11 protein-coding genes are annotated in these 13304 nt (G+C 44.6%); 2 read left to right on the forward strand and 9 right to left on the reverse strand.

What is annotated here, in order from left to right; all coding sequences use genetic code 11:
* Positions 1-116 precede the first annotated feature (116 nt).
* The 9 genes from HOP38_RS25045 to xsc form a co-directional block, all read right to left on the reverse strand.
* Entirely contained in the window at positions 117-1019 is a 903-nt protein-coding gene (locus tag HOP38_RS25045; RefSeq protein ID WP_062456322.1) for a cache domain-containing protein, read from the reverse strand.
* 11 nt (positions 1020-1030) lie between these two features.
* Positions 1031-2371, reverse strand: coding sequence for a TRAP transporter large permease (locus tag HOP38_RS25050; protein ID WP_006069828.1), 1341 nt, complete (start codon positions 2369-2371; stop codon positions 1031-1033).
* Positions 2372-2392: 21 nt separating this feature from the next.
* The gene (locus HOP38_RS25055; RefSeq protein WP_006069827.1) at positions 2393-2935 is read right to left on the reverse strand and encodes a TRAP transporter small permease; all 543 of its coding nucleotides are present in this window, start codon (positions 2933-2935) and stop codon (positions 2393-2395) included.
* Positions 2936-3058: 123 nt separating this feature from the next.
* Entirely contained in the window at positions 3059-4060 is a 1002-nt protein-coding gene (locus tag HOP38_RS25060; RefSeq protein ID WP_006069826.1) for a TRAP transporter substrate-binding protein, read from the reverse strand.
* Between the two features lie 114 nt (positions 4061-4174).
* On the reverse strand, positions 4175-5626 hold the full coding sequence (locus tag HOP38_RS25065) for an NAD(P)/FAD-dependent oxidoreductase (RefSeq protein WP_006069825.1): 1452 nt from the start codon (positions 5624-5626) through the stop codon (positions 4175-4177).
* Between the two features lie 49 nt (positions 5627-5675).
* Positions 5676-6101 (reverse strand): nuclear transport factor 2 family protein, encoded by a 426-nt coding sequence (locus HOP38_RS25070; RefSeq protein WP_006069824.1) that lies wholly within the window; start codon positions 6099-6101, stop codon positions 5676-5678.
* Positions 6102-6368: 267 nt separating this feature from the next.
* Positions 6369-7181, reverse strand: a complete 813-nt coding sequence (locus tag HOP38_RS25075; protein WP_198559265.1) for an FRG domain-containing protein — start codon at positions 7179-7181, stop codon at positions 6369-6371.
* Positions 7182-7209: 28 nt separating this feature from the next.
* Entirely contained in the window at positions 7210-8244 is a 1035-nt protein-coding gene (locus HOP38_RS25080) for a YeiH family protein (protein ID WP_198559266.1), read from the reverse strand.
* Between the two features lie 65 nt (positions 8245-8309).
* Complete coding sequence (gene xsc / locus HOP38_RS25085) at positions 8310-10121, reverse strand: sulfoacetaldehyde acetyltransferase (protein ID WP_006069821.1); 1812 nt, start codon at positions 10119-10121, stop codon at positions 8310-8312.
* Positions 10122-10389: 268 nt separating this feature from the next.
* Here xsc and HOP38_RS25090 point away from each other — a divergent pair, with 268 nt between their 5' ends.
* Both HOP38_RS25090 and HOP38_RS25095 read left to right on the forward strand, forming a co-directional pair.
* Positions 10390-11379 carry an AAA family ATPase gene (locus HOP38_RS25090; RefSeq protein ID WP_088877884.1) on the forward strand — a complete coding sequence of 330 codons (990 nt, stop codon included), beginning with the start codon at positions 10390-10392 and terminating at the stop codon, positions 11377-11379.
* Positions 11372-13090, forward strand: coding sequence for a cobaltochelatase CobT-related protein (locus tag HOP38_RS25095; RefSeq protein ID WP_198559267.1), 1719 nt, complete (start codon positions 11372-11374; stop codon positions 13088-13090). The genes HOP38_RS25090 and HOP38_RS25095 overlap by 8 nt, the downstream gene beginning before the upstream one ends.
* The last annotated feature ends 214 nt before the right edge of the window (positions 13091-13304 follow it).

The following is a 13304-nucleotide window of genomic DNA, read 5'->3' on the forward strand; positions in this document are numbered from 1 at the left end:
TATATGAAACAAATTGTTCCACTATTGTGCTTTATGTGAATATAAAAGAGGAATTTAAAGGGTTCGCTACCAACCAATACAACACGGCTGATAGCGATGAAGAGGGGGTGATGTGATTAAGATGAAGCAGTTTTAACGTAATAGCCCACAGCGACAAGTTTATTGTCGATCACACGGTAGTATGTATGTTTGGTTTCAACTTTGTTCGACTGAGGGTTCAACCATTTATAGGTATAAACGCCGCGTCCATTTTCCTTAGCTAGAGTCAGTAATTCGGTGAGAATAGGTTTGTTATCTGGGCTTAGGATCTCATCATGTGAGCGGCCCACTAATTCAGGAGACGCACCATGAGCAAGAAACTTACCCGAATTCATATCCATCACAAATACGTATAAATCCCCCTCCACGAAACTACCGTCGGTGTCGTTAAACTCATCGATACTTTTCTGCTCAGATTCCACCATGGCTTTCATTGCCCTAGCCAGTAATCGTTTCGCCTCAGCTGCACTGGAACGCTCGGGGTAATAGCCCACAGCAACTATTACATCACCTACACGTTCAAAGAACGTAGTTTTAGGTTCCCCCATACGGTCGGTAGGATTAGCCCAGTTGTACTTCACTTCACCGTAACCATCATGTACCGCTTTCGTGATCATCTCTCGGAAAAACGGCTTACCGTAAACATCTTGAGTATCAAGCACACTGTCACCAACCAACACCATGGACGAACCTCCACTGGCGAGAAATTCGCCATCAATACCTAAGGCAAAGACATAGAGCTCTCCATCAATGTATTCGGGGTCACTCATGAAATCTTTAACACTCTCATCCCCTTCGGTTTGTACATGTATCACCGCTTTGGCCAACAAGGTTTTGGCACGCTTTTCTGCGTCACTGGCGACATGAGGCTCGGTAATATCCAAGACATTGACGGCAGTGCTGCTTTCAGCTCTTACAACAAAACTCGTTAACATGCCGGACAAGGCACAGCCTATCACCATCAGTTTCAATACGTTCATGGATATCTCTCCTAATAGCCGACTAATGACGGAAGCCAAAGCGTAATTTGTGGGAAAAAGGCAATAACAAACACGCCAATTACCGAAGCCAGCACAAATGGGTGGATCTTCGCGGTAATCTGTTCCACCGTGGCCCCCCCTATCCCTGAGGCGACAAAAATATTCTCCCCGAGAGGTGGCGTCGCAAACCCTATCGATAACGTACATACCACAACAATACCTACGTGAGTTGGATCAGCGCCAAGCATGTACATAATAGGCAGCAGAACAGGCACGATAATCATGATTGCCGCTAACGTTTCCATAAACATGCCGATAAACAGCAATAAAATGATAGTTAATGCCCAAACGAGATACATATTGTCGGTAAAGCCAAGCAATGACTCGGCGACCACTACTGGAATCTTTTGCTCAATCAGTAAGCGACCAAACACGGTTGCCGCGAATAAGATCAATAGGACGCGCCCAGTAATCCATGTTGTCGTCGACAGGGACTTAAGGATATTTTTGAATGACAGTTCGCGGTGAATAAATAAACCAACAAATAGCGAGTAGAAAATAGCAACCACCGCAGACTCTGTTGGAGTAAACATACCGCTATAGATACCACCGAGAATCAAAAATGGCGCTAATATCGACCAAAGTCCTCGGCGTAATGAGTGTCGAATCTCACCAAATGACCAGTTTTCAGTCAGCCCTTGATAGCCTTGTTTTTTGGCAATCATGTAATTGGTGAACACCAAGGTTGATGCCATGATCAAACCAGGAATAACGCCCGCGACAAACAGTTTAGGAATCGACAGCGAGGCAAACTGGCCGTGCTGAGCAATAGCCTCAGGCGGCGCCATCAAACCCATTGCAGAGATACCGAAGATGACCAACGGAATCGACGGTGGAATAATGATCCCAAGTCCGCCGGAGGCCGCGGTAACCGCGGAAGCATAACTTTTTTCATAATCACGCTTCACCATAGCCGGTACCATTAACATACCTACTGCTGCAGTGGTTGCGGGTCCAGAGCCAGAAATGGCACCAAAGAATAGACACGCCATAACGGTTGCCGCTCCGAGGCCGCCGGTTACAGGCCCCGCTAAGCTTTCGGCAATGTCCACCAAGCGTTTAGAGATACCAGCAGCTTCCATCAAAGCACCAGCCAGTACAAACGATGGCAATGCCATCAACGGGAAGTTACCCACTGAGGTAAACGCAATTTGCACAAGTGCAATCGGGTTTTTATCCAATATCAAATACGCGGCCATGGAGGCACCTGCGAGCGATACGGTAATTGGCGCGCCAAGGATTAACAGCGTTAAAAAGCCACCAAATAAGATTAGAGTTAAATAGGATTCCATAATTACATCTCTCTGTTACGACTATGGCAGTGACTTTTGAGCGGTCATTTTGCGAAGCTCTTTTACTTCGGGGTCTTCATTTTGAGCCCCTTTGAATAAACGCTCATAATTGTTCCAAATGATTCGAACCATCATTAGGGAAAAGGCTATCGGCAAAATCATGTAGAAGTACTTCATTGGAATGCCAGTCGTTTGCGATTTCCAAAATAGATTCATTTTGTTGAAAACAAAGTCGTAACTGAGGTAAACAAAGTAACCGTTGAACAGCAGCCATAAGAAATCTGCGATGGTTTCACTGATGGTCTGAACAATGGGTGGAAAGAACTTAAAGTGGAAACTTACTCGGTTATGAGCGGACATTTTCGCGGCAACCACCGCACCTAAATAAGCGAACCAAACAAACATGTAGGTGGCGACTTCATCACCCCAGGGAATGGAATAGTCAAACAACTGACGAGATAAAATTTGCGTGAACAGCAGTAAGACAAAGCTCGCTAGTAGTAAACAACAGGTGTACTCCTCAATGTTGTTTAGGTGTTTTCTAATTATTTTAGCGACTGACATATAACCTCCAATGTTGATTTTTACATGACAACCAGTCGCTCAATATGTATGAACAGATAAACGAGTAAAGCCATGCAAAAACCCTATCTATCAGGTCACCAATAGATAGGGCGTAACTAATCGTTATTGTCTACCCAGTAGCTCAAGAACGTTGTCTAGCTTCTCTTTACCTCCGATGCTTGAGTAGAATTTTGGCCAAACAGACGTTGTGACTTTCTCGATCCACTCTTTTTCACCATTGGCAGGGTCGGTAAATACCATGCCCTTGTCTTCAAGGTCTTTACGAATCTTGCTCTCAGTTTGCTCAAGGTAAGCGAAGCTATGCTCTGTCGCCTCTTGGCCTGCTTCCAGAATGGTTTTTTGCATCTCTGGAGTTTGTTGCTGGAATACAGTTTCACTGACAATCAACGGCTCAAGAGAGAAGATGTAGCGAATATTAGTGACATACTTTTGTACCTCATTAAATTTCATCGCATACACTGTGATGTATGGGTTATCTTGACCATCTACCACGCCCTGTTGCAGACCTGTAAAAGTCTCAGACCACGCCATTGGAGTTGGGTTTACGCCCCATGCTTGATAAGACGCGATCATGATTTCGTTACGAGGAACACGAATAACCAACCCTTTTAAATCTTCCGGTGAAGCCACTGGTTTCTTCGAGTTGGTCAAGACTCTAAAGCCTGAGTACGCCCAACCTACAATGCGAACGCCTGCATCACGAATGGTGTTTTCAACCAACTCCTGACCAACCTGGCCTTGTGTCAATAGCACTGCTTCTTCAGGGCTTTGAATCACATATGGCATGGTAAGTAGGCCAACCGTTGGTGAAAATGGGGTTACGTTGTTTATAGCTAGAACAGAGAAGTCTAATAGACCGATAGCCGCATCATTGACGGTGTCTTGTTCATTACCCAATTGTCCATTTGGAAATAGGTCAATCTTTACTTTGCCATCCGTCTTTTTCTCCATTAGCTCGGAGAACGTTGTGGCTAGCTCCCATTGCGTTCCACCAGCGGCATCGCCAATAGCCATTTTGAAATTTGCTGCCGCAGCCGTATATGAGAACACTGCCGTCGCCGCAATTGTCATACCCGCAATGATTTTGTTCTTAATAAGTTTCATAGTCTTAACCTTTAATATCGTACAGACATCCGCTCTGTACTTTGCTCACAAGGTGACCTGGTACAACTTTCCTGGTCGTCATTATTTCCCTATTTTGGAAACATATTTTGAGTGTCACAGCACCTCATCCTTTAGCGAATACCACTGATAAAGGAATCGCTGTCCTACTCGTCGAAATGGTGCAAACATCTCTGACTCCACCACTTCCCTCACGTTTGGAAACGGAAGTTTTGATTCAAATATGGGTAAATCCAGTTTGTGTCCTTCTCCGCCAATCCATTGAGCCAGACGTTTACCGGCTTGTGCGGAATACATCACACCATTACCGCCGTAACCTAAGGCGTAGAATATGGATTGCGATGGATTGGGCTGATAGATCCTTGGCATCATATCGTGGCTTACATCCACCCATCCCCACCATGAGTAATCGATTTTGATCTGATCTAGGGCTGGGAATTTACGCGTGAGATCGGCGCGCAACATATCTTCATATTTCTTCTCTGGCGCATTTTTACCTGTAATGGCACTGCGAGTTCCTATCTGAACTCGATTGTCTGGTAGCAAGCGATAGTAATGACGAAGAACACGCGTATCTGTAATCACCTGATTGGTTTTGAAATTACACGCGGCAATCTCCTGTTGCGTCAAAGGGCGTGTAACCATTGAATTGGACAGCACTGGCAACAAACGGTTTTTTAGCTCAGAGTGCAGACCTTGACTAGTGTAGCCACCAGTGCAAACCCCCACTGAACGAGCCTTTACCACACCACCTGGTGTTTTGAGGTAGTGCACGCCTCCGCGAGTTTCCCATCCCATAACAGGGCTTGACGGATGAACTTTCACACCCAATGCTCGTGCTTTTCTCAAGTAGCCAAACGCTAGTTTACCTGCGTGAATGCCGATGCCTTCTGGCTCGTGCATTGCACCTGCGGCTTCTTGATCGCCGACGTAATCGCGTTTTACTGTCTCAGCGTCCAAAATTTGCGCATCGTAATTGAAGGTGTCACGCAGCAGTTTTGCTTCTTTCTCTAAACCTGGCATCATTTTGGGTCGGTGCGCCACATAGAGGTGACCACCAGGCTGTGGGTCGCAGTCGATATCTTTGATTAACTCTTTGAATGTGTTCATACCATCAACGCATTCGCGGTGCATTTTCAAAGCCGTTTCTAGACCCCAGCGTTCAATCCACTGAGAGCGCTTTAGCCTCCCTGAAGCACATTGAGCCTGACCACCATTTCGAGTACTGCAGCCCCAACTTAAGCGATTCGCCTCAATAACGGTTGCTTTAATACCGTACATTTCGGCAAGGTGTATAGCCGTACTCAGCCCAGTAAATCCAGAACCAATAATGGCAACATCAACGTCCATATCGGACATTATTGGCCCATCATCTTCTGGTGGTGCACCTGCCGTATCAACCCAGTATGTTGGCGCATACTCTTTACCGTGACCTGGCGTTTTGTCTTTTAGAGGATCATATTTCGGGTCGTATTTATCTTTGGCTTGGGTACTTTTCGCTTTAGCTTCTACAGCATCTACTGCTGGTTGTTCCATTACTAAACTCATAATTCGACTCTCCTAGTCATAACACGTGAACGAACAATGGTTGCCGCGTTTACTTATTGGGAGTGATTACTGGTCGAGTTTTTCTAAAGGCGTTCTTAACACTGATCTTCCCTTCACGTAGCGTGAAAACGTCCACCATACGAGCTTCGATAACAGTGCCATCTGGGTTAGTTGCGGAGAATGTAGATTCTGTTACTGCTCTATCGCCGCAAACAAAGTGCACAGGGTCGCTCCAAGCTGCATCTGGAAAGTTTTGCCATACCAACTCAAAACTATTGCGAACCGCTTCGTACCCTTCAATGGTGTTTCCTAGCAAGCCATCACCTGCAACAGTGTGGAACACACAATCATCGGTCATAAATGACATTAAGGCTTCGATATCGTGGTTATTCCACGCATCACTAAAGGACTGTAAAAATGTCGTATCGACTTGGTTTTCCTGCACTAATGTCGCGGCATTGGTTTGCATATTCATATTCCAGGGTCCTTTTATGTTTTCGTTATTGATTTAATACAAAGCAGTTTTAGACTGCCGTTTTATTAGAGTATTTAAACTAGAATTACAGCAACTTAACAAGTTTGTAACATCACTCCAACTCTAACTTTGAGTTATGGTATGTACAAACTTTAAGCTCACAGATTTAGTTTTTTTTATAATTTAATTATTGATCTCGTTAGATTTAAAAGCATTTATCACTCACTGATAATTCAAACGCTCGTTTGCTTTCTCTGCTAATTTTTTCTAGTCGAAATCAAAATCTTGATGATACTTACGTCCATATTGTTCCAGTTTTCTATCATGAACAATTACTTCAAGGTCGTTATTTATTTCACCCTTATTAGTCTTACCGTTATTATCTAAATTATGTTTGGAATCTATATTCGCCATTTTTTCTTCAACTGTTATTGAAGTTTTGTTTAATGCACTCATAGATATTAGCTCCTTTAATAAGTTATTTTTTACCGATGGCGATATGTAAATAGATATCAAATCCGTTACATATCGCTGATCATCATAAAGAGAAAGAAGGCTGCCATTTCTTTCCTTTTCAAATGGATGAATTGAGTACCATTCATCGTTTTTCGTCGTTCTAAAATCGCAGTCGGTCGCTTTAAATATTTTCGTATTTTCAATGTCATGGGGAGATTTTACAAAATTCACCTTATGACAGTCCCGGACCTTAAGAATATTTACACAGTCCTCTGTTGAGCTATTACAAACCGACCACATTACGTTAAACAGACTGTCAGTCCATTCAAGTAAACGCGTTGGAAACCCTTGCTGATTGGATAAACACATTAATAGCCATTCATTGATGTCACGAGAGTCCAACATCGGCACACCGTAAACTTTCATAGTTGAAAGAAGCTCTTGTTCTACTCGCCTTAGATTATTACTATTTACTTTACCCAAGCTTGGAATTAGTCCGCCTTTTGAACATTCTTCCGCTCGATATATCAAAGGGTCATTATTATTGCATTCAGAAAATAAATTCACTATTTCATATAGTTCGTCTATTGTATTTATATAATGCTTATCATTCATAATGAACACTCTTGCTACCGAAATATGAATTAGCTAATTAAATCATTCTCTGGGTGTAAATTACCGCCAACATATACCCGGCAATGAACATTGCATTTAGTAAAAGCAATATGATTGGTTTCCACCCTAATGAGAAAAGCTTCTCAAATGATGTCTTTACGCCTAAGGCTGCAATTGAAATAACCAAGCACCACTTAGATATTTCTGACATACCTTCCGAGACAGAATCAGGGACAAGATTAAAGCTATTGACAACAATCAGAGCAATAAACACCAATAGGAAAAAAGGGATTATTGGCGCATTAATATGGTTTTCCTGTCCGTCACTTTGTTTTTGCGCTCGAAATGACAATGCGATTAGCAGTATCACTGGCATTAGCATGGCTACTCGGAACATTTTCGCCAACGTTGATGCATCACCGATCTCTGTCGACAACATAAAACCTGCCCCAACAACCTGAGCGACATCATGAATTGAACCACCTAAGAACATGCCTGCTTCACTGGATGACAACTGCAATGAGGTCACCACTAATGGGTAAAGCACCATAGCAATCGTTGAAAACGCGGCCACACCAATTGCAGTCATTAACGTGTACTGCTCATTCTCTTTGTTTTGCGGTATCGTAGATGAAATGGCCATCGCCGCAGAAATACCACAGATTCCCGTTGCGCCACCTGCAAGTAATCCAAATGTGCCAGAAACATTCAATAGCTTGGCAAAAAGTAGGCTGAACATGATGGTCAACACCACCGCACCAGCAAGAATACCAACGCCATCTAATCCGATAGTGCTGACATCGCTGTATGCAATGCGTACCCCTAATAAAGCAACACCTATGCGCACCAATTTTTTAGCTGCAAACTCGATACCTGCACCACATTTTTCATGGTCAGAAAGAAAATGCAGAGAAATACCAAGCAACAATGCATAAAGAAATTTGGGACCACCATAATGGTCGGAGACGAACGTCGCGGCCGCAGCTATTACTATGCTGAGTAATAAGCCAGGTGCGATACCCGTCGCTTCTCCATACAGCGTTCTCGGCATTTTCATGGTTTTCGAAATCATCGCGCTCACCTTTCCGTGTGTTCGTATTGTCCGGCCAAACATTGGCCGGACAGTCTTCCCGTGACCTATACGTAGTCTTTGTATTTATCTAGGAAGCGAACCGGTTTTGATAGCGCATCACGACGGAACGGGTCGCCCAGTTCTTGTGTACACATGATTTCAATAACCGTCGTTTTGCCTTCGTTCATCTGCATGTCGATGGCTTTTTGAAGAGTAGGGCCGACATCTTCTAGTTTATCAACCGTGATCCCTTCAGCGCCCATCGCACGTGCAATTTCCGCGAAACTTTGGTTATCTAACTCGCCTGCAACGAATCGGCGGTTGTAGAAATCCACTTGGTTTTTCTTCTCTGCGCCCCACTGACGGTTGTGGAATACTACTGCAGTCACAGGAATGTTATGACGAACACATGTCATGGTTTCCATCAGGCTCATTCCCCACGCACCGTCACCGGCATAAGAAATAGCTGGACGATGTGGTGCAGCAGCCTTCGCACCAATAATGGTTGGGAATGCGTAACCACAGTTACCAAAACTCATTGCTGCAAAGAAGCTACGTGGCTTTTCAAAACGCAGATAGCTGTTAGCAACCGAGTTGATGTTACCAATGTCGGTAGAGACCATGACATCTTCTGGCATCGCCTTTTCCAACTCACGAAGCACTTGGCGAGGGTGGAGATACTCACCACCGGAGAACGGCGTTTCTTGCGCGTTTTCTTCAATCATATCTAGGCTGAATGGGTCACGTTCGTGCGTCCACTCATCCAGTTCCTTCTCCCAGAGTGCTTTTTCTGTTGCGACTGTGTCTTGGCGAGACGCTTTATTTTCGTCACATAGCAGTTCGCGACCTTCCAAACGCTCTGTTAGTGCAACTGCCGCCGCTTTAGCATCACCACAGATGCCCACGGAAATTTTCTTAACCAAGCCAAGCATCTTGTTGTCTGCATCGATTTGGATGATCTTCGCGTTTTTCGGCCAGTAATCCATACCATGCTGAGGTAAAGTACCAAATGGACCGAGACGAGTACCAAGAGCAATAACAACGTCTGCTTGCGCCATCAACTTCATTGCTGCTTTTGAACCTTGATATCCAAGAGGACCACACCATAATGGGTGGCTGGCTGGGAAGGAATCGTTGTGCAGGTAGCTGTTTACAACTGGTGCGCCAAGTCTTTCTGCTAATGCAGCACATTCTTCGACAGCATCTGCCATCACCACACCACCACCAGAAATGATGACTGGGAACTTCGCTTCAGCAATAAGGTCTGCAGCTTCATTCAGAGATTTTTCGCCACCTGGCCCTCTATCTAAACGAGCGGGTTTTGGAATTTCCGTTTGAATCTCACCATAAAAGTAGTCACGCGGAATGTTCAATTGCGTTGGACCCATCTCACTCATCGCACGGTCAAAACAACGCCCCGTGTATTCCGCCATACGATCGGGGTGCGTCACATGACCTTGATATTTAGTGAACTCTTGGAACATAGGAAGTTGGTTACACTCTTGGAAACCACCCAGTCCCATTGTTTTTGTTCCGGTTTCTGGCGTGACGATAACCACTGGGCTATGTGCCCAATAAGCTGCTGCAATCGCAGTAACACAGTTACTGATACCCGGACCGTTTTGTCCGATAACCACGCCATGACGACCAGATACTCGTGAGTAACCATCCGCCATATGAGCAGCGCCCTGCTCGTGAACCACTGGAATTAATCGAATGCCAGCAGGAGCAAAGATGTCCATTGCGTCCATAAATGCTGACCCCATGATGCCGAACATGTCAGTAACATCATTGGCGACCATAGTTTCAACAAACGCTTCTGATGGTGTCATCGTTGTATTGCCGGAAACAACCGTGCGTTTTTCTTGCTCGCTCATCCTTCCCTTCTCCTTGAGTTGAACTAAAATTTCATTTTTCGGAATGAATTGTCTCTTTTTTAAATTCACATTCACCTTAGTAGTAGAATTTTTGCGCGTCAATTTTTTATCTTAAATTGGAATAATTCATTCCAATTAATAAAACTAGATCACATTATTGATAGTTTTTTGTACAAAAAGTATCGTTAACTCAAGCTACGCTGTTCATAATCGATGAACATTACCAACCGTTACCGGAAATTTGCACGCTATATAGAGGGAATGAGCAATGAAAGAAAAGGAATGGGTACCGACTAAACAGGTTAGCGTTAGAGAGTACTTCGGTATTGATAGTGACTTAACAGTGTGGGCGTTTGAGGAAGCTGGAGAATACGTTCCACAAATCGACCCCAACTATTGTTTTGATCCCGAAGTAACGTTGGCCATCCTAGCTGGCTTCTCATCTAATCGCCGAACTTTGATTCAAGGTACGCACGGTACCGGTAAGTCTTCGCATATAGAACAGGTTGCAGCCCGACTCAATTGGCCTTGTTTGAGGATCAACCTTGACGGTCATCTAAGTCGATTAGATTTCATCGGCAAAGACAGCATAGTTATAAAAGATGGAATGCAAGTGACCGAATTTAAAGAAGGGATTCTGCCACAAAGTATCCAACAACCTATCGCTTTGGTATTGGACGAATACGATGCAGGGCGACCAGACGTGATGTTTGTGATTCAGCAATTACTAGAGCAAGATGGCAAATACACGTCTCTGGAGCAAAACCGTGTCATCACTCCGCATCCTTATTTCCGGTTGTTCGCTACCTGTAACACCCTAGGTCTTGGCAACTTCTCTGGTTTGTATTCCGGTACTCAAGTACTCAATCATAGTCAACTAGATCGATGGAATATCATTGCGACTCTGAACTATCTCGACCCTAAACACGAAGCTAATATCGTGTTATCCAAGAATCCGGAACTTAATAATGAGCTTGGCTTAGCACTCATCGAGCAAATGATTGCGACAGCAGGAATGACGCGCAATGGATTTATGGCAGGCGATCTTTCTACCGTTATGTCCCCCAGGACCGTGCTGACTTGGGCAGAGAACATTCGAATCTTTAATGATGTCGCAACAGCGTTCCGGCTGTCCTTCCTAAATCGATGTGAAGAAGAAGAAAAGCAACTTGTTAGCGAGTACTACTTCCGATGCTTCGGCGAACCTTTGATTGCGAGCACTTCCTCCTCGACTATGGAGCAGACAAGCCATGGCTAATGTGTCGTCTCGACAGAAGAAGATTCTTGACCTAAGCGTTTCTGTTGCCCGCGCAATCAGCGGTGATGCCACGCTAAACTACCGTGGTGAGCGATTGTATAAAGGCGACCAACCTTGCTACTTTCTCTCAGCGCATGCTAACGATCTCACGTTTGTTTCTCGACATGAGTTAACAAAAAGTAAACTGGCGATGCAGGGAAAGATAGACTCTTCAGCATTCCGACTATTGATTTCTGACGCAGAATTACATTATTCGCTGCGTCCAAGTCATGAAGTAGAACGGCTCCTATTCGACTTTTGCGAACAAGTTCGTATCGAGTCGCAAATCCCGCATTACTTAGCTGGTATTCAGACCAGCACTCGATTTAATTTCAGTTATTGGAGTGAGCAGTATCATCAAAACGGCTTTACCGAGTCTCGTCTCGGGATGCTTCTTTTCACTCTTATGCAAGTCATTTACACACGTATGATTGGCATGCCGGTTTCAGAGCCTATCGCCGAAGCGATAGAATCTACTCGCGCAGGGATCGTGCCTATAATCGGCACCTGTTTAGTTCAGCTTAAAAAACACCGTTGCGATCAACAACTATATGCTGCTTACGCTAAGGAGCTTGCCGCGCTAGCCAGTGAACTCATAAAGCAAGAGCAGGAACAATCCAACAACCAGCCCACACCAACAGTAGAGGAAGACATTAAAATCCTCGCGCAACTTGCCTTGATTGTAGACGGCGATATTGAAGATCATGACGTCGAAGCAGACATCACTGGCAACAGTAAAGCTTTTCAATTGGCTGGAGCAAATTACCAAGTGTTTAGTCGGGAGTTTGACAGAGAGGTTAGAGCGGACACTTTGGTTAGACGAGCATTACTACTGGATCTACGGCAAAAACTCACAGATGACATGATGGCTAGGCAAGTGAATACTCGCCGGTTGGCCGCTATCTTATCTAGTATTGTACAAATTCCTCAGTACACTAAACGTCAAAACCATCTCGAAGAGGGAGTTGTCAATGCCAACACTCTCACGAAGCTGGTTACGTCCCCCCTTGAACGCAACATCTTTTCACAGCCAGAATTAGGCACCTCCCACCAATGTGCAATTACCTTTCTAATGGACTGCTCTGGTTCTATGCAAAAGCACAGTCACAAAATGAGCTTGTTGATGGATACTTTGCTTAAATCGGTAGGGTTAGCCGATATCCCTTTCGAAATCCTTGGTTTTACGACCGGTAACTGGAATGGTGGAAAAGTATATCGACAATGGCTTCAGCAAGGCCAGCCAAAACACCCTGGCCGTCTGAACGAGCTTAAACATATCGTATTCAAAGACTTTGAGACACATTGGCGACGCGCTCGACTCGGCATCGCCAGCTTGCGAAAGGCTGATATTTTTAAAGAGGGCATCGATGGAGAAGCCGTCCAGTTCGCCGCCCAACGTTTAACATCACAAGGGGCACAACGAAAAATCCTCATCATCTTCTCAGATGGTTGCCCTATGGACACTGCCACCAGCACCGCCAATGATCAGTTTTATCTAGACAACCACCTAAAGCAAACCATAGAGCGAGAATCCCACCGTAATAACATCGAGATCTACGGCGTCGGCATGGGCGTCGACCTGAGCCCCTACTATCGCAACAACATCACCCTAGATGTGCAAGAAAGTTGTTTGTTTAGTTTATGCCGAGAGGTGTTTGGAATGTTGAGATAATAGCTACTAAAAAACCGTTCACTCTATATCCCATAAAACTCTCACCCAAAGAATTACCTATTGGGGTAGCTAAGATCTGACTTTGTCGCTGCTCCAACACGACTTTCAATTCAACCAACCCACTTCAATTTTATAACGTGCCGTAAAACTACGGTTTAAACGTCCCACCTCTTCTGCCAAAGTTCTCCCCGAAATCCTTATTTTCATCAAAATA

This window comes from Vibrio mediterranei, from assembly GCF_013364395.1.
Classification (GTDB): Bacteria; Pseudomonadota; Gammaproteobacteria; order Enterobacterales; family Vibrionaceae; genus Vibrio; species Vibrio mediterranei.

What these genes read in the sequence shown, in the direction of transcription:
- HOP38_RS25095 (WP_198559267.1), top strand. Translation starts at nt 11,372, where the DNA reads ATGGCTAATGTGTCGTCTCGACAGAAGAAGATTCTTGACCTAAGCGTT.
- HOP38_RS25045 (WP_062456322.1), bottom strand. Translation starts at nt 1,019, where the DNA reads ATGAACGTATTGAAACTGATGGTGATAGGCTGTGCCTTGTCCGGCATG.
- HOP38_RS25070 (WP_006069824.1), bottom strand. Translation starts at nt 6,101, where the DNA reads ATGAATATGCAAACCAATGCCGCGACATTAGTGCAGGAAAACCAAGTC.
- HOP38_RS25090 (WP_088877884.1), top strand. Translation starts at nt 10,390, where the DNA reads ATGAAAGAAAAGGAATGGGTACCGACTAAACAGGTTAGCGTTAGAGAG.
- HOP38_RS25080 (WP_198559266.1), bottom strand. Translation starts at nt 8,244, where the DNA reads ATGATTTCGAAAACCATGAAAATGCCGAGAACGCTGTATGGAGAAGCG.
- xsc (WP_006069821.1), bottom strand. Translation starts at nt 10,121, where the DNA reads ATGAGCGAGCAAGAAAAACGCACGGTTGTTTCCGGCAATACAACGATG.
- HOP38_RS25050 (WP_006069828.1), bottom strand. Translation starts at nt 2,371, where the DNA reads ATGGAATCCTATTTAACTCTAATCTTATTTGGTGGCTTTTTAACGCTG.
- HOP38_RS25055 (WP_006069827.1), bottom strand. Translation starts at nt 2,935, where the DNA reads ATGTCAGTCGCTAAAATAATTAGAAAACACCTAAACAACATTGAGGAG.
- HOP38_RS25060 (WP_006069826.1), bottom strand. Translation starts at nt 4,060, where the DNA reads ATGAAACTTATTAAGAACAAAATCATTGCGGGTATGACAATTGCGGCG.
- HOP38_RS25065 (WP_006069825.1), bottom strand. Translation starts at nt 5,626, where the DNA reads ATGAGTTTAGTAATGGAACAACCAGCAGTAGATGCTGTAGAAGCTAAA.